This window comes from Alteromonas sp. MMG017 (assembly GCF_018100795.1).
Taxonomy (GTDB): Bacteria; Pseudomonadota; Gammaproteobacteria; order Enterobacterales; family Alteromonadaceae; genus Alteromonas.
Map to the genome: position 1 here is coordinate 53,856 of NZ_JAGJDY010000006.1, position 25,707 is coordinate 79,562.

The 25,707-nt window shown below is 43.9% G+C and carries 19 protein-coding genes, 4 tRNA genes and 1 pseudogene; 15 read left to right on the forward strand and 9 right to left on the reverse strand.

Annotated elements, in window-relative coordinates:
- Positions 1-276 precede the first annotated feature (276 nt).
- Positions 277-1,254: an NAD(P)H-quinone oxidoreductase gene (locus tag J8L84_RS10685; RefSeq protein ID WP_211070695.1), complete on the forward strand. Its 978-nt coding sequence runs from the start codon at positions 277-279 to the stop codon at positions 1,252-1,254.
- 139 nt (positions 1,255-1,393) lie between these two features.
- On the opposite strand, the gene rnhA is transcribed toward J8L84_RS10685, so the two are convergent.
- Positions 1,394-1,861, reverse strand: coding sequence for a ribonuclease HI (rnhA, locus tag J8L84_RS10690; protein ID WP_211070696.1), 468 nt, complete (start codon positions 1,859-1,861; stop codon positions 1,394-1,396).
- A gap of 103 nt (positions 1,862-1,964) precedes the next feature.
- Here rnhA and dnaQ point away from each other — a divergent pair, with 103 nt between their 5' ends.
- From dnaQ to lolE, 9 genes are all read left to right on the forward strand, one after another.
- The gene (gene dnaQ / locus J8L84_RS10695) at positions 1,965-2,687 is read left to right on the forward strand and encodes a DNA polymerase III subunit epsilon (protein WP_211070697.1); all 723 of its coding nucleotides are present in this window, start codon (positions 1,965-1,967) and stop codon (positions 2,685-2,687) included.
- Positions 2,688-2,776: 89 nt separating this feature from the next.
- The gene (locus J8L84_RS10700) at positions 2,777-4,282 is read left to right on the forward strand and encodes a TIGR03503 family protein (protein WP_211070698.1); all 1,506 of its coding nucleotides are present in this window, start codon (positions 2,777-2,779) and stop codon (positions 4,280-4,282) included.
- A 321-nt stretch (positions 4,283-4,603) separates the two neighbouring features.
- Positions 4,604-4,680: transfer RNA gene (locus tag J8L84_RS10705), tRNA-Asp, on the forward strand.
- A gap of 27 nt (positions 4,681-4,707) precedes the next feature.
- Positions 4,708-4,784: transfer RNA gene (locus J8L84_RS10710), tRNA-Asp, on the forward strand.
- A 33-nt stretch (positions 4,785-4,817) separates the two neighbouring features.
- Positions 4,818-4,894: transfer RNA gene (locus J8L84_RS10715), tRNA-Asp, on the forward strand.
- A gap of 31 nt (positions 4,895-4,925) precedes the next feature.
- Positions 4,926-5,002: transfer RNA gene (locus J8L84_RS10720), tRNA-Asp, on the forward strand.
- 523 nt (positions 5,003-5,525) lie between these two features.
- The gene (locus tag J8L84_RS10725; RefSeq protein ID WP_211070699.1) at positions 5,526-7,088 is read left to right on the forward strand and encodes an EAL domain-containing protein; all 1,563 of its coding nucleotides are present in this window, start codon (positions 5,526-5,528) and stop codon (positions 7,086-7,088) included.
- A gap of 65 nt (positions 7,089-7,153) precedes the next feature.
- Complete coding sequence (lolD, locus tag J8L84_RS10730; RefSeq protein WP_211070700.1) at positions 7,154-7,849, forward strand: lipoprotein-releasing ABC transporter ATP-binding protein LolD; 696 nt, start codon at positions 7,154-7,156, stop codon at positions 7,847-7,849.
- Positions 7,849-9,075 carry a lipoprotein-releasing ABC transporter permease subunit LolE gene (gene lolE / locus J8L84_RS10735; RefSeq protein ID WP_211070701.1) on the forward strand — a complete coding sequence of 409 codons (1,227 nt, stop codon included), beginning with the start codon at positions 7,849-7,851 and terminating at the stop codon, positions 9,073-9,075. The genes lolD and lolE overlap by 1 nt, the downstream gene beginning before the upstream one ends.
- Before the next feature lie 176 nt (positions 9,076-9,251).
- Here the strand turns inward: lolE and J8L84_RS10740 are convergent, their stop codons facing one another.
- Positions 9,252-10,598, reverse strand: coding sequence for a dicarboxylate/amino acid:cation symporter (locus tag J8L84_RS10740; protein WP_211070702.1), 1,347 nt, complete (start codon positions 10,596-10,598; stop codon positions 9,252-9,254).
- A gap of 108 nt (positions 10,599-10,706) precedes the next feature.
- Here J8L84_RS10740 and J8L84_RS10745 point away from each other — a divergent pair, with 108 nt between their 5' ends.
- On the forward strand, positions 10,707-13,244 hold the full coding sequence (locus J8L84_RS10745) for an Ig-like domain-containing protein (protein ID WP_211070703.1): 2,538 nt from the start codon (positions 10,707-10,709) through the stop codon (positions 13,242-13,244).
- 62 nt (positions 13,245-13,306) lie between these two features.
- On the opposite strand, the gene astB is transcribed toward J8L84_RS10745, so the two are convergent.
- Entirely contained in the window at positions 13,307-14,647 is a 1,341-nt protein-coding gene (astB, locus tag J8L84_RS10750) for an N-succinylarginine dihydrolase (protein ID WP_211070704.1), read from the reverse strand.
- 398 nt (positions 14,648-15,045) lie between these two features.
- Here astB and topA point away from each other — a divergent pair, with 398 nt between their 5' ends.
- The gene (topA, locus tag J8L84_RS10755) at positions 15,046-17,712 is read left to right on the forward strand and encodes a type I DNA topoisomerase (protein WP_211070705.1); all 2,667 of its coding nucleotides are present in this window, start codon (positions 15,046-15,048) and stop codon (positions 17,710-17,712) included.
- 28 nt (positions 17,713-17,740) lie between these two features.
- Entirely contained in the window at positions 17,741-18,292 is a 552-nt protein-coding gene (locus J8L84_RS10760; protein ID WP_211070706.1) for a DUF2058 domain-containing protein, read from the forward strand.
- Between the two features lie 186 nt (positions 18,293-18,478).
- Here J8L84_RS10760 and J8L84_RS10765 read toward each other — a convergent pair whose 3' ends face one another.
- Positions 18,479-19,366 (reverse strand): LysR family transcriptional regulator, encoded by an 888-nt coding sequence (locus tag J8L84_RS10765; protein ID WP_211070707.1) that lies wholly within the window; start codon positions 19,364-19,366, stop codon positions 18,479-18,481.
- Between the two features lie 127 nt (positions 19,367-19,493).
- On the opposite strand from J8L84_RS10765, the gene J8L84_RS10770 reads away from it, so the two are divergent.
- Complete coding sequence (locus tag J8L84_RS10770; RefSeq protein WP_211070708.1) at positions 19,494-20,609, forward strand: MFS transporter; 1,116 nt, start codon at positions 19,494-19,496, stop codon at positions 20,607-20,609.
- Positions 20,610-20,691: 82 nt separating this feature from the next.
- Here J8L84_RS10770 and add read toward each other — a convergent pair.
- The 4 genes and pseudogenes from add to J8L84_RS10790 form a co-directional block, all read right to left on the reverse strand.
- A pseudogene (gene add, locus J8L84_RS10775) lies at positions 20,692-21,699 on the reverse strand (adenosine deaminase).
- Between the two features lie 386 nt (positions 21,700-22,085).
- Positions 22,086-23,093 carry a pyridoxamine 5'-phosphate oxidase family protein gene (locus J8L84_RS10780; protein ID WP_211070709.1) on the reverse strand — a complete coding sequence of 336 codons (1,008 nt, stop codon included), beginning with the start codon at positions 23,091-23,093 and terminating at the stop codon, positions 22,086-22,088.
- A gap of 8 nt (positions 23,094-23,101) precedes the next feature.
- The gene (locus tag J8L84_RS10785) at positions 23,102-23,797 is read right to left on the reverse strand and encodes a glutathione S-transferase (RefSeq protein ID WP_211070710.1); all 696 of its coding nucleotides are present in this window, start codon (positions 23,795-23,797) and stop codon (positions 23,102-23,104) included.
- A gap of 11 nt (positions 23,798-23,808) precedes the next feature.
- Entirely contained in the window at positions 23,809-24,270 is a 462-nt protein-coding gene (locus J8L84_RS10790; protein WP_211070711.1) for a nuclear transport factor 2 family protein, read from the reverse strand.
- Between the two features lie 153 nt (positions 24,271-24,423).
- Here J8L84_RS10790 and J8L84_RS10795 point away from each other — a divergent pair, with 153 nt between their 5' ends.
- Entirely contained in the window at positions 24,424-25,326 is a 903-nt protein-coding gene (locus J8L84_RS10795; protein ID WP_211070712.1) for a LysR family transcriptional regulator, read from the forward strand.
- Between the two features lie 33 nt (positions 25,327-25,359).
- Here J8L84_RS10795 and J8L84_RS10800 read toward each other — a convergent pair whose 3' ends face one another.
- Complete coding sequence (locus tag J8L84_RS10800; RefSeq protein WP_211070713.1) at positions 25,360-25,581, reverse strand: hypothetical protein; 222 nt, start codon at positions 25,579-25,581, stop codon at positions 25,360-25,362.
- Between the last annotated feature and the right edge of the window lie 126 nt (positions 25,582-25,707).

The following is a 25,707-nucleotide window of genomic DNA, read 5'->3' on the forward strand; positions in this document are numbered from 1 at the left end:
GTAAGTTTGTTGGGCAAGCGCAGCTGTTAGATTAAACGCAGCGTTATAGCTATCTATTGGTAATCTTGAGTTTTGTTTCATAAACCTTAGGTTACATTGGGTTAAACCAATTTTGCGTAATAAGCGGTATGCTAGGTTTACGATGCTAAAAATGCCAACGCATTTATGCACTAAAACGTATCGGCCACGTAATCATAGGTTAACGTGTCAAATGCTATCACTAACGTGCACAAACACACTGCACCTGCTGTGAAAGTTTAATAAAAGAGGATACTAATGCAATTTGTAAACTTCGAAAAAGGCTGTGCACCAGAAGGCCTCACAATCGCAGAGGTTGATGCCCCCGTACTTACCGACGATAAAGTGCTAGTGCAAGTATACGCCTTTGGTGTGAATCGAGCCGATACACTACAACGACAAGGGCACTATCCACCACCACCTGGTGAAAGTGAGATTCTGGGGCTGGAAGTCGCCGGGCAGGTTATAGAGGTAGGCGCTGCCGTCAGTGAATGGAAAGTGGGTGACAAAGTCTTTGGGTTGGTTGCTGGAGGCGGCTATGCACAACAAGTTGCTGTTAATCCGCATCATTTAATGCGGGTTCCAGAGAATATGGCGTATAGCACGGCGGCCGGACTTGCCGAGGTGTTTCTTACTGCATTTCAATGCTTGCGCTTAATCTCCAATGTTAAACCAGCAGAGCGGGTACTCATTCACGGTGGTGCCAGTGGTGTGGGGCTAGCCGCCACCCAGCTTTGTCATTATTGGGGAGTAGAAAGTGCAGTTACCGCGTCTTCCAAAGAAAAGTTAGCTCAGTGCAAACAAAACGGCGCTAACCTACTGATAAACTATAAAGATAAAAACTTTGCTGAAGAGATAAAAGCGAGTTGGCCACAAGGCGTTAACATGGTGCTTGATATGGTAGGTGGCGATTATTTAAATCGGAACCTTCAAATAATAAAGCGCGACGGTATTGTGGTTTACCTTGCCATGTTAGCGGGTCGATATGCCGACAACCTCGATATGGCATTAATGTTGGGCAAGCGAGCCAGAATACAAGGTACTACGCTGCGCAACAGAACAGATGAGTACAAAAGCACGCTTGTTAGTGACTTTTCGACAACCTGTTTACCTGCGTTTACCTCAGGCGAGCTTAGTGTAAACATTGATACGGTATACGCCATTGATGATGTCGCGAAATCTCACGCGCGTTTAGAGAGTAACGACACGCAGGGCAAAATAGTTGTAGAGTGGTAATTGCTAAGCGGCAATTGCTGAGCGGTAAATAGAAGCGAAAGAATAGACAGAATTTGACGTTATAAGAGAAAAGGCGGTATCGCCTTTTCTCTTAAAGCACAAAGCCATTAACTTTTTAAAGCTATTGAGCGCAAAGCCATTAGCCTACAAAGCCACTGTCTGGCGTTGTTGGCTTGGCTTCTGCCGCGCCGCGGGCTAAATCATCGCAGCGTTCATTTTCAGGGTGGCCAGAGTGGCCCTTCACCCAATGCCAATTAATTTTATGCTTGCTAACCGCTTCATCAAGACGTTTCCAAAGGTCGGCATTTTTCACCGCTTTTTTGTCTGAAGTACGCCAGCCGTTCTTACGCCAGTTATGGATCCATTGATTGATACCGTTTTTCACATACTGGCTATCTGTCGTCAATTCCACATTGCAGGGCTCAGTTAAGCTGTTTAATGCTTCAATAGGCGCCATTAATTCCATACGATTATTGGTAGTATGGGCAAACCCGCCGCTAAGCTCTTTGCGGTGACTGTTATAAACGAGTACAGCGCCGTAGCCGCCTGGGCCTGGGTTTCCAAGGCATGAGCCATCAGTAAAAATGTGAATGGTTTTTTGAGCCACTGGGTGTCCTTAAATTATTTACTTTCATATTTCGCTTTTCCCTTAGCCTGTGGCGAAGGGGTTGATATACTATCAAAAAACAAAAGGTAAGATTAGAGGAATCATGCGTCAGATTGTACTAGATACAGAAACTACAGGTATCGACCCTAAAGAAGGTCACCGAGTGATTGAAATTGGGTGTGTTGAGCTGGTTAACCGTAAACTTACTGGCAATCACTTTCATGTTTACATTAATCCTGGGCGCCAAATAGAACAAGAGGCCATTGATGTTCACGGTATTACCAATGAGTTCTTAACCGACAAACCTACATTTAGAGATGTGGCCGAAGATTTCGTGAATTTCATACGCGGCGCTCAGCTTGTTATCCACAATGCGCCCTTCGATGTGGGCTTTATGGATCACGAATTTGGAATGGAACCGAAAACCCGTGGCGTTATCACTAAGGATATCTGTAGTGTTCTTGATACCTTGGCGGTTGCACGCAAAATGCACCCAGGGCAAAAAAACAACCTAGATGCGTTATGTAAGCGCTACGGCATAGACAACAGCCACCGTGAGCTTCACGGCGCATTACTCGATGCTGAGATTTTGGCTGACGTTTACCTGCTAATGACAGGTGGGCAGACTAAACTTAATTTAGCCTCTAAAGGCAGCGGCGAAACACAATCAGATGCCCTTCGTCGTTTGAACCGAAATGGAAATAAATTAAAGGTTATCAAGGCTAGCGCCGATGAATTAGCACAGCATGAATCCCGTTTGGATATCGTAGAAAAAGCAGGGGGGAAATGTTTGTGGCGCCCAGAGCAAGAGCAAACCGATGCGTAACTAAGCCTGGTGCAAGTTATGGTCTATAGCTTTAGCTGCTAGCCATACCTAGTTATATTTAAAACAAATTTCCAAAGGAGCGGTCAACAGTGAGAGTAGGCGTGATGAAAGTAATGTTGGCGTTGTGCCTATTGGGATGTACTTCAACGGTATTTTCACAAGATACTTCGCTGCCTGCTTCGTCGACATCGGATACACAAGCCGACGCTGCGACTTCTCCTATCACTGACTTGGGGGATGAATACGAGAACTCGATTAAATTACTACAAAATCGTTTTCGTATTGACTACAACGTGAAAGAGGTCTCTATGATTTTCTTTCGCGAATACGGCTCTGCCCCCGTAGTGTTAGTTCGCCCCGATGGTTCAAAGCTATTTCAAGGAAGGGTGGACGAGGCCTTCGTTAAGTGGTTCGATGCTGACACCTTCGATATGATCACTATTGAAAATCCTATGCCTGGCCCTTGGCAGGCGGTAGGTCAGGTTAACCCTGCCAGTCGGGTTATGGTCATTTCTGATATTAAGCTTCACGCCACACCGCTTCCCAGCATTCTCTTTTCAGGCGAAATATTGAAATCTACGGCTTACCTAACCAACGGTGGCGAAAAAATAGATAACAAACAGTTTCGTGATGTCGTGGAGTTATCTATTGAGTTTGAAAGTGCCAATGACCCCAATTACGACAACTTCGGTGCTAACGATGCAGAAATTGCAAAGTTTGAAGATAACGGACGGGGCATGGATGAACGCCCTATGGATGGAGTGTTCACTGGCCAATTCAATTTAAAAGTGGCGGCGGGTAAATGGCAGCCTGTGTATCGGGTAGAAACGCCAATGTTCACGCGAGAACAAATTGGTGCACCTATTATTCTGCACAACAACCCTGTTTATGTAGATGTTGAACTAGATGCTACGGATGGCACGGGAGATGGTTATCACACGCTGCTCATTGATGTGAACCGCGAATTAGTCAATATAGAGTCACTTCTCATAGACGGTAAAATTAGATTTCCAAACGCAGATATTCAAAACTTCTCGCTAACCGAAGGTGGCGATGGCGTGCGAGAACATCTTATTGTGGCATACGAAGAGGGGGTTTATCGCGTTAAACTAACTGCCTATGGCACAACATCGGAAGGCCGAGACTTTATTCTGGATGTGCCTGAATATACCTTTTTGGCTGAAGCACCTGAACCAGAAGTGATAGACCCGCTCATTGACGGCGAAGATCCTATTGTTGATGGCAGTGAAGACATGCTTGCCATGGGAGAAGGTTCAACGTCACCTAATCAAGGAAACGCACAAAACCCTTCACAATCACAAAGTGAAGATGATGGAATGGATTCAGGCACGCTAACCCTGATTATCGTCGCGGTGAATGGCACGATTATTTTAATAGGTGTTATTGCTGCCGTTATTATTATCTTAAAAAGAAGAAAGGCCAGTGGTCCTGCATCTGCAAAAGCAGCCACAAAAAATGAAAATAAGAAAGCCAAAAAGAAAGTGGTGTCTGAATCTGACTTATCTCTTGATAATGAACCCAAGGGCTTTAAAAAGTTGCTAGCAAAGTTTAAGAAATCGAAACCGGCAGAGTAGGGGCAATAAGTTGGGCATATACTTAGCGCTATATCGCCCTATCGGGAGTACTTTTTCTCGTTATTAATACCAAAGTGTAAATAAGCTATCCTAAGGTGAGCGTGGCCTGTGGGAATAGCATGCTAGTTTTAGGTGTACGAATTCCCGCCTGATTGAATTATATTTCAACATTGTGTTTATTTATCGTGCAAACAGTGCCCAGATGACAATTTTATTAATAAAAAGCATTGACTCTGTAAGGTCTAAACCGTATTATCTGCGCCGCAGTGAGGGCAAGGGGTTTTAACAACCCAACTAACTCACTGATAACATTGAAATTGTGGAGCGGTAGTTCAGTTGGTTAGAATACCGGCCTGTCACGCCGGGGGTCGCGGGTTCGAGTCCCGTCCGCTCCGCCACTTTCAATGATATAACTAAAAGGCCACGGAGCGGTAGTTCAGTTGGTTAGAATACCGGCCTGTCACGCCGGGGGTCGCGGGTTCGAGTCCCGTCCGCTCCGCCATTTAGTTATAACAAAGTGTCTCTTCGATGATGTGGAGCGGTAGTTCAGTTGGTTAGAATACCGGCCTGTCACGCCGGGGGTCGCGGGTTCGAGTCCCGTCCGCTCCGCCACTTATCGAAATAGCACACTTTCCCATTATGCGGAGCGGTAGTTCAGTTGGTTAGAATACCGGCCTGTCACGCCGGGGGTCGCGGGTTCGAGTCCCGTCCGCTCCGCCATTTTCGGGAAAGTAATGACTACTACCTTGCAGGTTCAACTGCGCATTGATAAATCCTCTTTATCAACGATATATCTTTTTAGAACACTATTCTTTCGCGTATTATTCGCTATTACGCCATCTTTTTTCTACCTAGTTTCTCTCTACCTAATTTTTCACTACCTGATTTTTCAATACCTAGCTTCTCCTTTTTTATCTTGCGGTATTATTACCTTTAGTTTGTGGTTCGCCACATAATAGCCTTTTCCCATATCGGCTGTGAATCTTCACTGATTGCGCATGATTGTTGGCCAACCGAATACTTAGCCAGTTGAATAATTAGCCACCGCAGCAAAGCCGGTTTTAGGTAATATTGTGGCAGCGTATCATTTGAACGCTAGATAATTTTATTCTGTTCACTTCATTGACTTAACTCAATCTTCTGCAATGCTTAAATTCATCTAAAGTATTATTCTAATAATCAAATTTTCGACTACTTTCATGTGTATACGCACAATAATACGTCTTAATTTTATGTGGTACGAATGAGCAATAATGAGCATAAACAATTTCTACTAGCTGACAATCTTAAAGCCATCGCCGTATCGTTTTTGTCTGTTGTTCTTGTTAGCGCAGCGCTTGGCCTATTAATGTTCTCAGTTATTAAGGGACACGAAAAAGCCCGTGCCGAAGATATATTGTCAAACGTGAACATGGTATTTAAAGACGCTGAGGCCGCATTAGATTATTTGAATGCCCATCCCTATTACTCCTGCAGTGAAGAAAATTTAAACGAAATGCGACGCACTTTGTTTCGCTCTCGTTTCGTGAAAGAAATTGGTTTCTTTGGCGATGGAAAGTTATTGTGCAGTACTTACCTAGGGGTTTTAAAGCAGCCTATAGACGAAGCAATCCCAGATTTTGTCACTGCTTTGGGGGATGCATTTTGGATTAATACGCCGTTAGAGCTATTTGACAACCAGTCTAAAGGCACTATTGCAAAGCGTGGAAGATACAATGCTGTATTAGATATGGATGGGGTCATTGGTCTAAACTTTAGTCACGACTGGGCGCTCTTTTACAAAGCGGATAAGCTATTCCATATGGCAGGGAACGCCTCTTTAATGCCACAGAGCATGGGCCCAGGTGTCGCAAAACTTGATACCAGTTACTTCTCTCTAAGTTTGATAAAGTGTGATAAATATTATTCTGCCACTTGTTTGAGCGTGGTATCCGACCAGGGCCGAATTTTTAATATTCATAAAGGCAAATTAGTGTTGTTCGTTTGTGTCATGTTAATGACGGCGGCAATATCTCATATGCTTACGTTTAATTACTTGAGACGCAGACGTTCATTAGAATCGCGTATTAGCCGTGGGCTTAAATCGGGTAAGTTTTATTGTTTGTACCAGCCATTCGTAATATTAAAGTCTGGCGAAGTAGTCGGCTGTGAAGTATTGAGCCGATTCGAAGATGAGTTTGGCCCAATTTACCCTGACGAATTTATACCTCAAGTCAAAGAGTTAGGTAAAACATGGGAGTTCACTACGGTCATGATTGAATCGGCAATGATTGCCCTTAATGAGAACAAGGATATTCCAGAAGGCTTTAAAGTGTCATTTAACCTGTTTCCGTTAGACTTTATGAAAGATGAGTTGCTCGACTTAGACTGGGTGCTCACTATGAATGACAAGAATTTTAAATTGGTTCTTGAGATAACCGAAGATGAGCAACTTGCCACAGGCAGTGCGGTTAAGCATATAAAAGCCCTCAAAAGCAGAGGTTTTTGGATGGCCATAGACGATTTTGGCGTAGGGTATTCGAACCTTAGCCAACTTAAATCTCTAAAATGTGAGTTTTTAAAAATCGATCGAAGTTTTGTGATGGACATGGAAGATCACAGTATTCGCTCCTCTTTAATCCCCCATATTGTCAGTATTGCCGACGAATTGAGAGTGACATTGATTGCCGAAGGTGTTGAAAACACTGAGCAGTGTCAGGAACTGGTGAACATGAATGTTGAGTATGGGCAAGGGTGGTTATTTGGTAAACCGCAATCGGTTGAGAATTTAGCAAATACCATTGCGCTGTCGTCCCAAACCCATTAATCGGTTGGCGTGCCAGTCGTTCCGCGATACCATGCAGTTATTGTTAAAAGACGAAGAACGGCTGCATGCAGGACGTATTACATTGCCGCAAAATCTGTAAAATTTATCAAGAAGGCGAGAATAGTACGCCTGTCCTTAATAACATTTCACTTTCTATCAATGCGAGTGAGCATGTAGCCATTTTAGGTAGCTCTGGTTCAGGAAAAAGTACCTTGCTGCATTTGCTTGGCGGTTTAGACACGCCCACAAGCGGTGAAGTGTGGTTTAAAGGTGAGTCACTAACCCATTTAAATGCGAAACAGCTAGCAGCCTTGCGAAACAAGGAAATGGGGTTTATTTATCAATTCCATCACTTGCTAGGTGAATTCACTGCGCTTGAAAATGTTGCCATGCCCCTTCGAATTGGCGGCGAGAGTGCTACTGCCGCTAATGCAAAAGCAAACGCCTTACTTAACGATGTAGGGCTTTCTCACCGTGCTGATCATTTACCTAGCGCGCTCTCAGGTGGCGAACGTCAAAGGGTTGCCATTGCACGGGCATTGGTCACATCTCCTTCAGTTGTTCTTGCTGATGAGCCAACCGGTAATTTAGATGCCACCACAGGTGAACAGATTTATCAGTTGTTGAAACGCTTAAGTGAGCAAAAACAAACGGCTTTTGTTGTGGTAACACACGATATTACGCTTGCTAATCGTATGGACAGAGTACTTCGCATTAAAGATGGTGAATTACTAAACGCCGCAACAGAGGAACAACCCTAGTGGCGCTGGCATGGCAACTTGCTAAACGATTTCGTCGAGCCAAAGTCCAAAATCGTTTCATCTCATTCATTTCTATGTCTTCAACCGTAGGCATAGGCCTCGGCTGTTTCGTGTTAATTATCTTGCTAAGTGTCATGAACGGTTTTGAGAGAGAGCTAACGCAACGTATTTTAACCGTTATTCCTCATGGCGAGTTATATAGCACCGACAAGACGGGTATTGAGAACTTAGATGCGCAGCTGTATCGACTTAATCAAGACCCTAGAATTGCTAAGGTTGAGCCTTACACCGAGCTTACCGGCATGTTGCAATTCAAAGGTGAGTTAAAGGCGATTTCATTGACGGGCATTGCAGCAGATGCGCAAAACACTTTCAGCCGGCAAGTAACGAACGAGCATTGGCAAAACTTCGCGCTAAACAGCGACAGTGTGCTGATAGGTAAGGGAATTGCCAACAAGCTTAATATCGTGGTGGGTGATACCGTACAGGCGCTTATTCCCGTCACCACGAAAGATTTACGCTTTAGCGCACCTACATCAATAACGTTAACAGTTGCAGGCTTCATGCATGTTGGCGGCGAGCTAGATAATCAACTGGGGTTAATGCACCTTGCGAAAGCTTCCGCGGCCGCTGGCATAGATGGCCAAGCATTGGGTATGCGCTTCACATTACACGATCCATTTTCGGCCTATATCACCATGCGAGATATAGGTTATAGCTACCCTCAAGCGGTCTATATGTCAGATTGGACCCGTACCCAAGGCCATTTGTACAACGACATTCAGCTCGTTCGCACCGTTGTGTATATTGCATTGGTGCTGGTGATTGCCGTGGCGTGTTTTAACATTGTGTCGTCATTAGTGATGGCAGTACGAGAAAAACAACCTGCCATCGCTATCTTAAAAACCATGGGCGCGACCGACACACTAATTCGGCGCACGTTTATGTTCCAAGGTGTGCTGAATGGACTCATTGGTATAGTAGTAGGGGTAACCCTTGCTGTTATTATTGCCCCTAATCTTTCACGTATTGTGAAGTTCTTAGAGGGTGTTTTTGGGGTAGAAGTGTTATCAGGCGATATCTATTTTATCGATTTCTTACCTTCTGCACTTATGTGGCAAGACGTGGTAGTCACCTGTGTGGTCGCCATCATCATGTCCGTATTAGCAACTTGGTACCCAGCCCATAAAGCGACGAAAGTGTCTCCCTCTCAATCCCTTCATTAAAAGCGTTTGATCAAACGTGCTACAGCGCCGATGTGCTTAGCAATGTATCTAAAACAATCAGTACATCACAATTCACAAGTGCATGCCTACTGGACAATACAATGGAACAGGCAACAAAAAAGGGTTAGCAAATTGAAGTGCTAACCCTTTTGTCATATTCGAACGGGAAGAGGGAATTAGGCGTTCTTATCAAACTCGTTGAAATTCACGTCTTCTTCTTTTTCACCGGCATGTTCGTTGTAATAAACATCTTCATCAAGCCCACCTTCGCTTTTCGCGACTACGCATGACACCATACAGTCACCCGTGATATTTACCGCAGTACGGGTCATATCAAGTAAGCGGTCGACACCAATAATCAGTGCTATACCTTCAACAGGTAGGTTAACTTGCTGCAATACCATGGCAAGCATGATTAAGCCTACTCCTGGCACACCAGCCGTACCAATAGAGGCGAGGGTAGCGGTTAATACCACCATCATGTAATCGCCTAGACTCAAATCCACGCCATAAACTTGTGCAATAAATACGGTCGCCACGCCCTGCATAATCGCGGTGCCATCCATATTTATGGTAGCGCCCAAGGGAAGGGTGAAAGACGCGACTGAATTGTTAATACCCAGTTTGTTTCGCGCCGTTTCCATGGTCACTGGCAACGTAGCGCTACTGCTTGAGGTACTAAACGCAAACAAGGCTGCATCGCGCATTTTTTTCAGCAGCACAACTGGGCTCAAGCCGCTCAATAGTTTGAGCAATATTGAGTAGGTCACTAATCCATGAATGATAAGCACACCAAATACTAAGAAAAAGTATTTTGCCAAGCTAAAGATGGTGTCGCCACCAATGGTAGAGAATAGTTTAGCCATCAACACAAACACACCGTAAGGCGCTAGGTTCATGATGATGGTTACCAGGCGCATGATAACCGTGTTGATATCTTCAAAAAACGCACTGACTCGCTTGCCGGCTTCGCCAGTCATCGCCATTGAAATACCGAATAACACAGCAAACACGATGATTTGAAGCATGTTGCCTTGCGCCATCGAATTAATAGGGTTACTAGGAAACATATTAACGATTACGTCACCAAGACTGGGTGCAGTCTTCGCTTCAAAAGACGTTTCAGTGGTTAGGTTTAACCCTTCTCCTGGAGAAATAAGTAAAGCCATACTCATTGCCAGTGTGATTGCTATTGCAGTCGTGACAACATAAAGCCCAACAGATTTAGCGCCTAAACGACCTAATTTACTTGGGTCGGAAAGTGTACTGGTACCGCAAATAAGCGAAACAAATACTAATGGCACCACCAACATCTTTAAACTAGCGATAAAAATCTGCCCAAGGGTAGAAAATATACCATCTACAAAAATGCTATACGCAGAGAACTGGAAACCAAATACCGAAAAAGTGAAATCTCCGCTATCATCGAATGATAGTTGAAGGAGCACACCAATCACGATACCGGCAATCATGCCGATAAAGATTCTGGTGGTTAAACTAAATTTATGTGCAGATTGAGACATTAAAATTCCCTGTACATTTTTATATTTTTATTTAGTGTGACAGATTCTATTGATTTTAAAACATAAAAAACGACCCAATTGTCATTTATAGAGGTTCAGGAACGAATTATGCGACAAATTACGCGAGTCTTGTCTAAGACACTCTGGCTATTTAGTGCAATATTTATACTAACAGCGTGCGGGGGAGGCGATTCAGTCTCTAGAGATGATAGCGATGGATCAGATGATGGCAGTGGTTCCTCCGCTACTGTTAATGTCGTATTAACCGTTCAAAACGCCAGCGGTGAAACTGACCGCATCCTAACCTCCGACAATTCTCTTACCGTTATTGCCACTGTTACCGACACCGACGGTGTAGCCCAAGCCGACCAACTTGTCACGTTTTCAGTAAGTAATAGCGACCTAGCCGTGTTCGGGAACGATACCGGTACAGCGCGAACCGATGACAGCGGGGTCGCAAGAATAACTATTAATGCTAGTACTGCCTCAGGTGATGGTGAAATCACAGGAAGCTTGAGCAGTGGGGAAAGCGGCTCTACTACTTTTTCGGCAGTGGGCAGCGCAACGGTTGAACCAGCAACTACTGTCTCGTTGGAATTGCAAAACGCCGCGGGAGAAGCAGACAGCGACTTGTCTTCAGAAAATAGCTTAACCGCAGTAGCGACAGTATTGAACAGTGAGGGTGAGCCACAAGAAGACCTAATCGTTACCTTCACGCTTAGCAATGACGAATTAGCAGTTTTTGGAAATGATACAGGTACTGCCCGTACTAACGAGAATGGTATCGCGAGTATCAGCGTGGCTGTTGGCACTGCATCGGGAGATGGGGAATTAACAGCTACACTTTCAACCCTTGAAAGTGACACGACTACCTTCAGTTCTACTGGAAGTGTGACCGTTAGCGAGGACCCTGCATCGCTGCAATTATATGCCAGTGCGGTTCAGTTGGCTTCAAGTGGTTCAGATGACATTGAGCTCATTGCATTAATTAAAAACGAACAAAGTGTGTTGATGGAAGGGGTTGAGGTTAATTTTTCTGCTAGTAATGAAGCCGGGGTTGAATTGCAATTAACGCAATCTACCACTACCGCCGATGGTACTGCCAGAGCGTTAGTGTCTACTCAGAATGATGCGTCGAACCGCATGGTAACCCTAACGGCCCAAACCGGCGCTTTAGTTGAAACCGTTGATATTTTGATCACCGGCACAGAGGTGACGATTAATGGTGCAAACTCAGTCATATTGAATGACACCGCCGAATATACGTTACGAGTACAAGATTCTGATGGGGTAGCCATTGTTAATCAAACTATCCTATTAGAAGCTGAGAACGGTTCGCTTAGCGAAACCTCAGTGAATACCGGGGCTGATGGACAAGCTACCATTACTTACACGGCAACCACATCTGGTGAAGATACAATTACAGCTTCGTCACTTAATGCGTCAGTAGAATTTGAATTAGAGGTTCAACAAGACGAATTTAGTTTTGTGGTAGTGCCGGATGAAGAAATATCATTGAATGAATCAGCCACAATTAGTGTCCAATGGCTACAAGATGGTACTCCGGCTGTTGGTAATAACGTAACATTTAGTACTTCTCGCGGAGAGATTATTGGCGCAGCGCTTGTAACCACTGGAGCTGATGGTATTGCCTCTATCTCAATAGAGTCTGACAATGCCGGTTTTGCTTCAATTACTGCCACAGGAACTGAAGCGGGTAATGAGTCTACAGTGAATGCGGTAGCGCAAGTAGAATTTGTCGCGGTTGAGCCTGCTACTTTGATTGCCGATGCAACACCAGATATTATCGGGCCTGATGGTCAAACAAGTACCATTACTGCAGTTGTTAGAGACCCTTCAGGTAACTTAGTTAAAAATACCGTGGTTAATTTCAATGTGGATGACGTATCTACAGGTTCTATTTCACCTTCACAATCTACTACCGACAGCAGCGGTATTGCCTCTACGGTATTTACTTCGGGCGCGCCTTCAAGTGAAGATGCGGTTATTGTTCGTGCTTCTGTAGCAAGCGATGAAACAATTACTGATGAAGTGTATATGACAGTAGGTGACAGAGCATTTGATATTTCAATTGGCACGGGCAATGAAATCGAAGAGCCTGATTCAACCACTTATCTAAAACGCTTTGCTGTGTTTGTTTCTGATTCAGCAGGACAGCCGGTTAGTGGCGTTGAGTTAACAGCTTCAGGTACGCCAGTTAAGTACAGCGATGGCGGCACATATCGGAAGGGCTTTTCAGATTGGGATGAAGACGAGTCTATTCATGTTCTGTATGTTACAGCTACCTGTCAGAATGAAGACATTGACGGTGATGGGATTTTAGATTCCGGTGAAGATAATAATAATGATGGGTTTTTAACTCCCGGTATTGTAGGAACCTTAACTTTTGCTGATACAAGCGTAACTGATGAAAATGGTCAAGCAGAACTTGAGTATCGCTATCCGGCAAATTATGGTGGTTGGTATGATATTGTGATTACTATTTTCGGTCAGTCTACAGGTAGTGAAGCAAGTCAAAATCACTATTATAGCTTGGGGATTTCTTCTGACGACTTGACCAATGAAGGGGCTGGGCTACCTGCAAACCCATTCGGGTCCGAAGCCAATTGCAGTACTATTAATTAATACCATTTCAACTATCACAAAAAAGCCGGTGAAAGCCGGCTTTTTTATTGTTAAAACAATAACTAATCTTGTTGGAATGGATATACAGAACCCAACTTTAATAACTGGGTAAGTTCATCCAGTGCAGTACGCGATTCAATAAGCAATTGAGGGTCGCGTAAATCGTCTTCAGCGAGTACATCACGGTAATGTTTATCTACCCATTTGTTAAGACGTGCAAACTGAAGGTCGTTAATTAAGGTTGATGGATTTACCGCATCGAGCTCTTGGTCATTCATGGCTACACGTAAACGTAAGCAGGCAGGGCCGCCACCATTACGCATACTTTGCTTAACATCAAAATAGTTCACCGATTTTATTGGCGTGCCCAAGGTAACTAGCTTGTCTAAATAACGCTTAACCGCTTCGTTTTCTTCACAGTCTGTGGGTGCAATAATCGTCATATCACCATTAGGTAAGGTGATGATTTGAGTATTGAAAAGATAAGTTTTAATGGCATCTTGAACTGATACTTCGTCAGTAGGTACTTCAATAAGATGAAGTGGTGAATCACCAAACTTAGTTTGTAATTCTTTTAGCCCGGCCTCTTTTTTATAAAAAGCTTGGTCATGGTAGAACAATACGTTCTGGTTGCCCACAGCGATTACATCGTTATGGAAAACCCCTTGGTCGATAACATCAGGGTTTTGCTGCATGTACACCACGCCTTCTTCGCTTAACCCATGCAAGCGAGCAACAGCTTGGCATGCTTCTAATGTTTGGCGGGCAGGGAATTTAGTGGGCGCTGGTTTACTTGGGTCGAAAGCGTGACGGCCATAAACGAAGAGTTCTACTCCTGCATGGCTGTAATCTGAACACAAACGAGTGTGGTTTGCTGCGCCTTCATCGCCAAAATGTTCGTTATCTGGTAGGTGTAAGTGGTGGGCAAAGTGTTTTTCATTTGCGAAGGTCGCTTTTAAAATATTGCCTGTCACTTGCGGCTCTAACGAACGATGAAACTTGTTTGTTAGGTTTGCAGGTGTAAAATGCACGCGGCCATCAGCCGTATCGGCGCTTGGAGAGACTGTAGCGGCGTTTGCTGTCCACATGCTTGATGCAGAGCAGCATGCTAGAAAAATCTCTCTAGATTGCTTTGCAGCGCTTTCTAGCACTCTGGCATCTGAACCAGAAAAGCCGAGTCGACGTAATGCAGCTATGTCTGGGCGTTCTTGAGGGGCAAGTACACCTTGCATCATGCCCATGTCAGACAAGGCTTTCATTTTAAGTAAACCTTGTTTAGCTGCTTGCTTAGGGCTACTAACTGCATTGGCATTGTTCAGAGAAGCAACATTACCAAACGAGAGTCCGGCGTAGTTGTGGGTTGGGCCGACAAGCCCATCAAAGTTAACTTCAAATTGCTTCATACTTTCCCTCTATTTGGTGTTTGAGCGTTTGACCGCTACCCTATAAATGCACAACCCATGATTTTGGGTGTATTTATAGTGAAGCAAACGTCTCATTTTTTGTTAGCCGCGAATTAATAAGCATAATAAATGCCTGTTAATTACTAGGCGCAAAGGCATAATGGCTGGCATTATACGGTTTTTATACGCCTTGCCAATCGAGGTGGTTGAAAAGTGAACAGGAATTGAGCGGGATTGAAGCAATCGCAAGAATAACTATTAAGAAGATCTTGTTTTCCATTCACTTTGTCGATATATGTTAAAAAAGCACGGGCACCCTAATAGCACAGTCTACGGGCCCTTTATCTTTGAGAATGACTAAAATAGTCCTTTAGAATCAATAGGTTTAATTCAATTATATGGCAAAATCTCTAGTCATAGTCGAGTCGCCAGCCAAAGCGAAAACGATAAATAAATATCTTGGTAAAGATTTTATCGTAAAAAGTTCTGTCGGCCATGTTCGCGATCTGCCTACGAAGGCATTGGGTAAAGTTGAGCCCAAAAAGCCAGCGAAAGAACTCAAAACTTATAGCGAAGAAGACAAACAAGAATATCTTCGCAGACATGAATATTTAAAACTTGTTGACCGCATGGGTGTAGACCCAGAACAAAACTGGAAAGCCCACTATCAGGTTTTGCAGGGTAAAGAAAAAGTGGTTAACGAGCTTAAACGCTTGGCCAAAGACGCTGACACTATCTATCTCGCAACGGATTTGGATAGAGAAGGGGAAGCTATTGCGTGGCATTTACAAGAATTGCTGGGCAGTAAAGGCAAAACCTATCAGCGCGTGGTGTTTAACGAAATTACCAAAAACGCTATTCAAGAAGCCTTCTCAGACCCCGGCGAAGTTAATGTTGCTCGTGTAAATGCACAGCAAGCTAGACGTTTCCTCGACCGCGTTGTTGGCTTTATGGTGTCGCCATTGCTATGGAAAAAGATAGCACGTGGCTTGTCTGCGGGCCGTGTTCAATCGGTTGCTGTTCGCCTAGTGGTAGATCGTGAGCGCGAAATTAAAGCGTTTGTTCCAGAAGAGTTTTGGGATATTCACGCCGACTTAACCAGCGAGCAAAAAGCGGCGCTGCGTATGTTGGTGGCCAAACATGAAGGCAAAGCGTTTAAACCGGTTAATAAAGCGCAAGCAGACAAAGCATTAGAAGATTTGAACGGCGCTAAGTACTTAGTTGAAAGCCGTGAATCTAAGCCTACATCTAGCCGACCTTCAGCACCGTTTATTACTTCAACGCTACAGCAAGCTGCGAGTACGCGTTTAGGTTTTGGTGTTAAGAAAACCATGATGATGGCGCAGCGCTTGTATGAAGCGGGTTACATCACTTATATGCGTACTGACTCAACGAACTTGAGCCAAGAAGCGCTTGATAGTTGCCGCGCGTATATCGAAGACAATTTTGGGAGCAAATACCTACCAGAATCGCCGAATCGCTATGGCAGTAAAGAAGGCGCGCAAGAGGCGCACGAAGCCATTCGTCCTTCAAGTGTTAAGGTAAATGCTGCACATTTAGGTGATATGGAACGGGATGCTCAGCGTTTATACGAGCTTATTTGGCGCCAGTTCGTTGCGTGTCAAATGACGCCGGCTAAATATGATGCTACCACCATTAGAGTAGGTGCAAACAATTACGAGTTAACAGCCAAAGGCCGTGTGTTGAAGTTTGATGGCTGGACACGTGTTCAACCACAGCTTCGCAAAAAAGGCGAAGAAGAGTTGATGCTGCCTGATGTTCAAAAAGGCGATGTATTAAACTTAAATGCACTTGATCCTAAGCAGCACTTCACTAAACCAGTGGCGCGTTTTAACGAAGCGTCTTTGGTAAAAGAGCTGGAAAAACGAGGCATCGGCCGACCTTCAACTTACGCAAGTATTATTTCGACCATTCAAGATCGCGGTTATGTTCGCCTTGAAAATAAGCGTTTTTATGCTGAAAAAATGGGTGAAATCGTTAACGACCGTTTGATGGAAAACTTTGACGACCTAATGAGTTTTGACTTTACCGCCAACATGGAGCAACAGCTTGATGATATAGCGGAAGGTAACAAAGATTGGAAAGACGTACTCAATCTGTTCTACAGCGATTTTTATGGCAAGTTGCTGAATGCCGAGAAAGCCCCTGAAGAAGGCGGAATGCGCCTTAATCAAGCTATTCCGTCGGGTATTACATGTGACAAGTGCGGACGTGAAATGAACGTGCGTACGGCGTCTACTGGCGTATTCCTTGGGTGTTCTGGCTACAATTTACCGCCAAAAGAACGTTGCACTAACACCATGAACCTGACCCCAGGTGATGAAGTGGTGAAGGTAGATGACGAGGAAGAATTAGAAACCGAGGCGTTGCGTGCTAAGAAGCGTTGTCCAATATGCAGTACTGCCATGGACAGCTACTTAGTGGACGAAACCCGTAAGCTGCATGTGTGTGGTAATACACCGACCTGTGAAGGTACCTTAGTTGAGACTGGTACGTTCAAGATAAAAGGTTACGACGGGCCCATTATCGAATGTGATAAGTGTGGCAGTGACATGGAACTGAAAAACGGTCGCTTTGGTAAATACTTCGGCTGTACCAACGAAGAATGTAAAAACACGCGTAAATTATTACGTAACGGCGAGGCTGCGCCACCTAAAGAAGATCCGGTAGATTTACCAGAGCTTCCTTGTGAAAAGTCGGATGCGCACTTTGTATTACGCGATGGCGCTTCAGGTATTTTCATGGCCGCACATAACTTCCCTAAATCTCGGGAAACGCGTGCGCCGAAAGTGGAAGAGCTGGCGCGCTTTAGAGATAGAATATCTGAAAAATTCTATTACCTAGCCGATGCACCGCAAAAGGATCCGGAAGGTAACCTTGCCATTGTTCGCTATAGTCGTAAGACCAAGCAGCAATATGTGATGTCGGAAAATGAAGCGGGTAAAGCCACAGGTTGGTCGGCATGGTATAACGACGGTAAGTGGGAAACACAAGCCGCCAGTAAACCTGCAGCTAAAACCAAAGCGAAAGCCAAAAAGAAATAAAGAGAAAAGTAACAAAGAGATTTAGTATATGGCCTCGTTACAGGATCAATTATTAAAAGCCGGCATAGCAGACAAAGGTTCTGCTAAGCAGGCTCGTGCTGAAAAGCGCAAAAAGAATAAGCAAAAGACAAAGAACAACCAAGGTGTGGTGGACGAAGCGACTATCGCTGCTCAGAAAGCCGCTGAAGAAAAGAAAGCCCGTTCACGTGAGCTGAACCAGTTGCAACAACAAGAGCGTGAAAAGCGCTCTATTGCTGCGCAAGTGCGTCAACTCATTGATGTGAATAAACAGCCGCGAAAAGGCGATACCGTACTGAATTTTACTCACGATAATGTTGTGAAGCGAATGTATGTAAGCGCTGAAATGCACAAGCAAGTGACTAAAGGCCGCTTAACCGTGGTGATTTTAGGTGATGCTTATGAACTTGTGCCTACACCTGTAGCGGATAAAATTGCGCAGCGTGACGATAGCTTTATTATCTACCGTGCCGACTTAGACACCAGCGACAGCGATGGTAAAGAAGAAGCGCAAGATGATTGGTATGCCGACTACGACATTCCAGATGATCTAACTTGGTAACGAAATTCGGTATTGGTCACGAAACTCTGACCTTGTATAGAAATCCAGACCTTGTATAGAAATAAAGTGGCGTGAAAATCTTTTTCACGCCATTTTTCTTTCTGGTATCTTTTTCCTTTTTCCTGTTCCTCTTTGATTTTCATTCGACTGTTCTCGCTAACCAACTTTCATGGTCTATCACCGTCTCTAAAATGTCAGTGTTTGACTAGCACACCAACTTAACCATGTTTCAGTCACCGGTACGCCGTTAGCTTGCCAGTGCATTTCTAAAGGCACGGACAGCGGCATAGTAAGCGATATAAACTCACAACCTTGTGTTTGTAAATTCTTAATGCAGCTAGGCACTAACGCAACATGTTGTGTACTGGCTATGTGGGTTAGTAGCGCTTGCATACTACTGGGCTCATTACTTACTTTAGGTTGTACTTGCACGCGGTGGAATGCACTGATAATGGCATCAAATAAGCTGGATGCTTGTTCACGGGCAAAAAGAGTGAGGGGGTAAGGTGCTAAGTCAGCCAAATTCACGCTGCTATTTTTCGACAATGGGTGCGCTTCAGACACCACAAGAACAATAGGATCATCGGTTAAATGTTGCTGATTGATTAAACCACTATAGCCGCCATCGATAGGTCGTGAAAAGCCTATATCTATTCTGCCTTCACTAAAAGCTTCTAGTTGCTGTGCGGCAGTCATTTCAAATATTTGTACATCAATGAGTGGCTCACTTAGCGAGAAGCGTTTTAATAATTCGGGCATAAAATGCGCGCAGGCGGAACTTAAGTAACCAATACGCAGCAACCCCTGTTTACCGTTCGCAACGCGCTGGGTTTCATATTGAGCTTGTTGGTAATGGGCTAAGATATCTTCAACATGGCGAAGAAATACTTTTCCAGGTGCAGTTAACTCCACATAACGCGTAGTACGCTCAAAAAGCTTAACGTTTAGGGATGACTCTAGTGCATTAATATGGCGGCTAACCGCGCTTTGAACAGTATGTAAACGCGTAGCAGCTAATGAAAAGCTTTTGCATTGAGCTACTTCAACAAAGGTGTACATGTGCTTTAGGTTCATGAAAGCTAGACTCGTACCGTTAGATTAATGCTGAATATGCATTAAAGGTGTGTAAAATTATCATTTAACGGATAGATTGCCAATGCGTAAAATACAAGCCGAGTTAATTTAGTTTCAATGGGGTTTTATGCAGTTATCACGTTTTGGAGAAATTACTTTATTAGTGATTTCAATGTTAACCATCATGGTAGGGGCGGTATTAGCGCCTGGATTAAACTCTATTGCACCTGCCCTAGGTGTAAGTGAATTTGCACCCTTGCTCATCACCTTGCCGGCATTAGGCGCTATTTTATTTGCGTCATTTTTTGGAAAACTCATTGATAGTGTTGGGGCTCGCAAAACCCTAGTCATAGCCTTGTGGGGATACTTACTATTAGGTATTGGTGGTATTTGGGTATACGGCCTGTTATGGGTAAGTATCGATCGAATTTTATTAGGTGGTTTTGCTGCAGGAGTAATGGCATCAGGCACCGCGATTATTTCACAGTGGTACCACGGCAAATCTAGGCTTTCTGTCATTGCTAAACAAGGCATGGCCATTGAACTAGGCGGCGTAATAATCCTGTTTTTAGGTGGCTTGTTAAGTGAAATTGATTGGAGAGCGCCGTTCTTGCTCTACGGGCTGGCATTGGTTTGTTTGGTGCTAACTGCGATTAGCATTCCTCGTAAAGAGCCTGAAACTCAGGGTGTTACTCTTAGCGAAAGTGGCCAAATTAATGAAAACTTACGGTCTGTCTTACTCCATGCCGTATTAGCCATGTCACTGTTTTTTAGTATGTTTATAACGCTGCCCAGTCATCTTGGCGATTTAGGTTACAGCGAAGCCGAAACGGGCTATTTACTGTCTTTTATCTCACTAATGGCTGTTTTATCTGCGCTGGTTATGCCACATGTGGTTAATGCTAAATCTGAGAAAGTAACGTTATTTTTGGCTTTTTTAAGCTTTGCCGCAGCCCATGCAATCTTCGCTATTGCTGAAACCACGAGTTTACTTGTTGTGGCATCGCTATTTGCAGGTACGGGATTCGGGTTTTCTATACCACTACTTAATCATGCCACCGTTGAGCGTAGCTCTGATACGAATATGGGCAGGAACTTAGCGTGGTTTGCCATGGCGGTATTCTCGGGTCAGTTTTTAACCTCGGCACTTGAGTTTTTACCTGTGGCAGACAGTGGTGTATTTTCAGTCTGCGGGGGCATTGCCGTTCTGTGTTCGATTTACGTGATGAAAACAAAAGCCTAGTTAGGTAACTTAAAAAGTAAGTAAGCAGTGTTAGCACTGTTTACTTACTCAAGAAGCTAAATAACTACAACAATATTACCTATTAAGCACATTTGGCTAAATAATCATTGAGCCCCGCTAAATATTGCTCTTTTTCAGCCGTACTCAGCCAGCTTGCCTTAAAGCTGTTCGCCACTAACGTACTTAGCTCATCTTCGCTAAACCCACCTTCCTGCTGAAGCGCAATAAGGTTTTCATTTAAATAAGCACGAAAATAGGAAGGATCGTCTGAATTAATCGTTGGCATTAATCCACGTTCAAGCATGGTTTTTATTTCGGTTGAGGTTAGTGATTGCACTACGAATTGATTCGATACTGGGCAAATGGTTAACCCAATATTTTTTTGTTTCACTAAGTCGCATAATGCGTCTGAGGCTAAAATATTTACGCCGTGATCTATTCTGTCTACATCGATATCTTCTAATACTTGGCGAATGTGCTCTAGGGTATTGTGTTGGTTCACATCGCAATGCATAGTGAGTTTTAATCCCCACTCACGGGCTTTAGCAAACACCTCTGCAAATTAAGATGGTGGGTTATTGTGTTCATCTGAATCTAATCCCACACCAATAAGTTTACTCAAATGAGGTTCAGCCATGAGTAAGTGTTTCATAGCCGACTCGGCCGACATGTCACGTAGAAAACACAATATAAGATTGCTTTGTACACCAAGCTTGGTACTTGCATCTAGTTGCGCTTGATAGATACCGTTAATCACAGTATCGAAATCTACACCACGGGATGTATGTGCTTGGGGGTCGAAAAAGAGTTCAACATACACAATCTGCTGCGCTGCTGCTTTTTCAAAATAAGCCATGGTAAGTGCGTAAAAGTCTTCCTCTTCAATTAGTACACTCATACCTGCGTAATAGATATCTAAAAAGGAAGGCAGGTCGTGAAAGTTATAAGCGGCAATCATTTGCTCTGGGGTTTCAGCATTAAGCCTTATGCCATTTTTCTGAGCTAGTGCAAAGCTCAGCTCTGGTTCTAACGTGCCTTCAATATGAACATGGAGTTCGGCTTTTGGCATCTTTTGTATAAATTCTTGCATATGGCCTCGTGTTGTTTTTAGAAAAGCGCGCACAAAGCGCATTCAGTCTGAAATCCAGCTAGTTTACGACGCTGTGTCATGTAGGTTTATGTATAGATTCACATAAAAAGCAAAGCTAAACGATGCAAAAAACAAGCCTTAGTTAAAAATCATTACAATCTATTGGTTGGCTTAAGTTATTAATAGTAATAGATAAATGACGACTTTAGCTCGAATTTATGACCAAAAGGTTAGTGCCCAATGATGAGTAAATATGTGCATGAAGTGGGGAGAAGGACACTAGCGTTAATGGCGTCACGCCACAATAAGTGGCAGATGCATTGAGTTAGTGCAGTGTTGCCCGTCACAATTGTCCGTTGCAGTTGTCCGTTACAATAATGGAAATTTCACCACGCGCCGGTATGCTCTGTGTAAATTGACCGCTCAATAATAGGGTGTTTAAAAGGATAAATGGCGAAAATCCGAGTAACGTTTTGAATTACTACTTGTACAAATCGTTCCGCGCCAGCAAAACCCACCAATTTAGGGTGCTCCCATAAAATGGTAGCTTCACCACTAATGAAAAGAATGTCGCCGTTGCCATCGTCAATAAAGCATAAGCCAACACGTCCATCAGATTCGATATTCCCTAAGGTATTAAAAAATTTGTTCCCGCTAAAATCAGGAAACAAAAGTGTATTACTTTCTACTTTTACAAACCCTGGTTTTCCACCGCGATGAGAAACATCCAGTCCGTGACGGGGATCGGCGGTAAATTCACTGTGCCGCGAAGCAATGTAAAATGTATCAGCCTGAGCTACTAGCAAAGCATCGTTCTTCGTTAACTCGTTAGATTGCGCATGCTGAGCCTTAACGTTCGAATTCGTGCTTGAGCTGGTAGCCAGTGCGGGCGCAACATCACGGAGCAAGGTATCTCGGGGATGTATATACTGAGGACAGTTTCCATAACTTTGTTCTACTTGAACTCGTATAATACCGCCCCGATTGTGAAGTATTAGTCCGTTAAGCCTGTTACGGCGGCGGGTACTCAGCTGTAACCCAAGTAGCGCAATTTTACTGCCAGTATTCACATCTAACTGTGCGGTATCATTGATTAACCAATCTACATTGTCGCTTAAGGCCAAAGAAAGCTGAGTAGGCGATGGCGACTCAATGTAGTGATGATCGTCTACATTAGTATGTTCGCCCCAAAGTGGTATCGCCCAAGGATGACCATGACTATCTACTACACCAGCCACCATAAACGGGCTACTGCAAAAGAACGCACGGTGCTGTTCTGGCATAAAGGGGCGAATAAAGCCTTTCGTCTGCTCACCGATACGCTCAGCAACGCCTAAACGTTGCTGAATGCGATACTCTTCAGAATGAAAGGCACTTGTATTGATACTGTTCATAACGAACCTTAAAGTCTGTAATCCGCTGTCGCGGAATTTGCCATAGGGATAAAATTATCCAGCGATTCAATACGGTTAATCCAAGCTTGAATGGCCGGGTAAGGTTGCAACGAAACCCCACCTTCAGGCGCGTGGGCGATGTAGCTGTACATGGCAATATCAGCGAGAGTCAGCCTGTTAGTAGCCAAGTATGCTTTAGTGCTCGATTCGATACGTGATTTGGGACCTAATAAGGTATCTTCCATCACTGGTAGTAAGATTTTAGTGGTTGCTAGTGCGGTGGGGACGTCGATATTGGCAGCAAAAACATATTCAAGACGAAGCGCCGCAGGGCCTTTGGCGAGCTCACCGGCAGCTACCGAAAGCCAGCGTTGAACATTGGCTTTTTCAATTGCTGTCGTACCCACCCAAGGATAGTCACTGCCGTAAGTATCGGCTAAATAAACAATAATGGCATTGGAGTCTGAAACGGTGTGTTCACCATCAACAATCACCGGCACCTGTCCGAAAGGGTTCTTGGTAATAAAGTCGGCAGACTTATGCGCACCGTTTACCATATCAAGATTGTGATTTTGGTAACAAATACCAAGCAGAGACATAAACAACTCTACCTTGTGACAGTGGCCAGATTTCGGGTTTCTATAATGAATAATCGGGTTATTTTTTAGTGTGTTATTAAGCGCATTTATAGATAATGAAGTCATTGATATTCGCCTTATAAACCAAGTGCGGTAAGACTTGGGAAATTAAGTGGGCGACTATCGTCCTCCCAAGTCAGCTTACGTTCGATGTCATTGATAGGGTGGTCGTTAATACTGGCAATGCGGCGCTGCATTAACCCTTCTGGGTTGAACTCCCAATTTTCGTTACCATAGGTACGAAACCATTGACCTGAGGCATCTTGATACTCATAAGCAAAGCGCACTGCGATACGGTTTTCAGCGTGTGCCCACAGTTCTTTAACCAACTTATAGTTAATTTCTCGCGCCCATTTTCGTGTTAAAAAGGCCTCAATTTGTGCTGTTCCGGTAATAAACTCAGCACGGTTTCGCCACTGACAATCTGGTGTATATGCTGCTGCAACTCGCTTAGGCGAACGACTATTCCAGGCATCTTCTGCCATACGAATTTTTTCAATAGCGGTGTCTCTTGTAAAAGGGGGAAGTGGAGGTCTCACAAGCTCATCCTGGTGATTTAAGTTGCAGTTAGTATGATTGCTTGATAAAAATAAATAATTACTCAATTTTGAAATTTATAATTTCACTTTTTGAAATAATAAAGTGTGTAGACTAGTTAGCTAAACCCGTTAGCAGAGAGCAAATAGCCCGTTATGGATAGAATACAAGCTATGTCAGTATTTGCTGAAGTCGCCAAGCTTGGAAGTTTTGTGAACGCTGCCGAGCAATTGTCGATGTCACCTCCGGCGGTAACGCGGGCTGTCGCTACCCTAGAAGCCCAGTTGAACACACGCTTATTTCATCGTACTACACGTCGTATTCGTTTAACCGAAGCGGGCATACAATATCTTAATGACGTACAAAGAATCCTGGCAGATATTGCGCAAAGCGAGGCCGCTATTGCGGGGGTTCAACTATTGCCCAAGGGCACGCTGAGTGTGACGGCACCGGTTTTATTCGGTGAGCTTTACATCACGCCAATTATTGCTCAGTTTTTACGAGATTTTCCTGAAGTGAATGTGCATGCCTATATGTACGACAACATCGTTGATTTACTCGATACAAAAATTGATGTGGCAATAAGAATTAGTAAGCCTAAAGACTCTGGGTTATATGCCACTACGGTGGGGTATGTAAGAAAGGTAACCGTGGCTTCTGCAGAATATCTAGCTAATGCCCCAGCGTTAAGCACGCCAGAAGATTTAAAACATCATACCTTGCTGTACCCAAGTGACTTTACTGAACCGCCGGTATGGAATTTCAAGCGCAATGGCAAAACGGTAGCAATTCGGTTGCAGCCAAGATTTGAGTGTAACCAAAATCGTTCAACAATTAGCGCCGCAAAATCTGGACTAGGTATAACTCGCCTTATGTCGTATCAGGTTGCAGATGCGATAAAGAAGGGCGAATTAGTCAGTGTGTTAGATGAGTTTAATGACGCTAAGTTACCAATCCAGGTGGTCAGTCTTGAAGGCCGTCATAACCTAGAAAAAGTGAAAAAATTCGTAGAGTATGTCAAAAATGCCTTAGCAAAAGACGTGTACTTGAATTCGTAATTTCACGTTATTTCTTTTTGTGATCCCCTTTTGTTACTTGCCTTCATTAATGACCTCGTTTCTCTCTCGCTCGTAGGTGTCATAGCTCTTTTGATATTGAGCTTCGCACTCTTCTCGTTGTGCGCCATAGAGTTTACGGCATTCTTGAAGACGGTTCTCTTGAGTGGCCTCATATAAGTCTTGCGATGTGCAGGCGAATAATAACGGGGATGCAGTTACCACTAAAGCGAAGGACCCGAGTTTGCTACTAAACATAAATTACCTTTGCGAAGAGAAGTGCCATTCTCATGGCTTATAGATAATGGTTATGACGGTACAAATCCCATTTGGTTCATTGATTTATCCGTCCATTTTTTAATGCTATCTTTATGCAGGTTTGAT

Excerpts from the sequence above, each read along its gene's own strand:
- lolD (WP_211070700.1), top strand. The coding sequence starts at position 7,154 with ATGCAGGACGTATTACATTGCCGCAAAATCTGTAAAATTTATCAAGAA.
- dnaQ (WP_211070697.1), top strand. The coding sequence starts at position 1,965 with ATGCGTCAGATTGTACTAGATACAGAAACTACAGGTATCGACCCTAAA.
- J8L84_RS10760 (WP_211070706.1), top strand. The coding sequence starts at position 17,741 with ATGGCCTCGTTACAGGATCAATTATTAAAAGCCGGCATAGCAGACAAA.
- J8L84_RS10725 (WP_211070699.1), top strand. The coding sequence starts at position 5,526 with ATGAGCAATAATGAGCATAAACAATTTCTACTAGCTGACAATCTTAAA.
- J8L84_RS10785 (WP_211070710.1), bottom strand. The coding sequence starts at position 23,797 with ATGACTTCATTATCTATAAATGCGCTTAATAACACACTAAAAAATAAC.
- J8L84_RS10800 (WP_211070713.1), bottom strand. The coding sequence starts at position 25,581 with ATGTTTAGTAGCAAACTCGGGTCCTTCGCTTTAGTGGTAACTGCATCC.
- J8L84_RS10780 (WP_211070709.1), bottom strand. The coding sequence starts at position 23,093 with ATGAACAGTATCAATACAAGTGCCTTTCATTCTGAAGAGTATCGCATT.
- J8L84_RS10745 (WP_211070703.1), top strand. The coding sequence starts at position 10,707 with ATGCGACAAATTACGCGAGTCTTGTCTAAGACACTCTGGCTATTTAGT.
- J8L84_RS10765 (WP_211070707.1), bottom strand. The coding sequence starts at position 19,366 with ATGAACCTAAAGCACATGTACACCTTTGTTGAAGTAGCTCAATGCAAA.
- J8L84_RS10770 (WP_211070708.1), top strand. The coding sequence starts at position 19,494 with ATGCAGTTATCACGTTTTGGAGAAATTACTTTATTAGTGATTTCAATG.
- topA (WP_211070705.1), top strand. The coding sequence starts at position 15,046 with ATGGCAAAATCTCTAGTCATAGTCGAGTCGCCAGCCAAAGCGAAAACG.
- astB (WP_211070704.1), bottom strand. The coding sequence starts at position 14,647 with ATGAAGCAATTTGAAGTTAACTTTGATGGGCTTGTCGGCCCAACCCAC.
- J8L84_RS10740 (WP_211070702.1), bottom strand. The coding sequence starts at position 10,598 with ATGTCTCAATCTGCACATAAATTTAGTTTAACCACCAGAATCTTTATC.
- J8L84_RS10685 (WP_211070695.1), top strand. The coding sequence starts at position 277 with ATGCAATTTGTAAACTTCGAAAAAGGCTGTGCACCAGAAGGCCTCACA.
- J8L84_RS10795 (WP_211070712.1), top strand. The coding sequence starts at position 24,424 with ATGGATAGAATACAAGCTATGTCAGTATTTGCTGAAGTCGCCAAGCTT.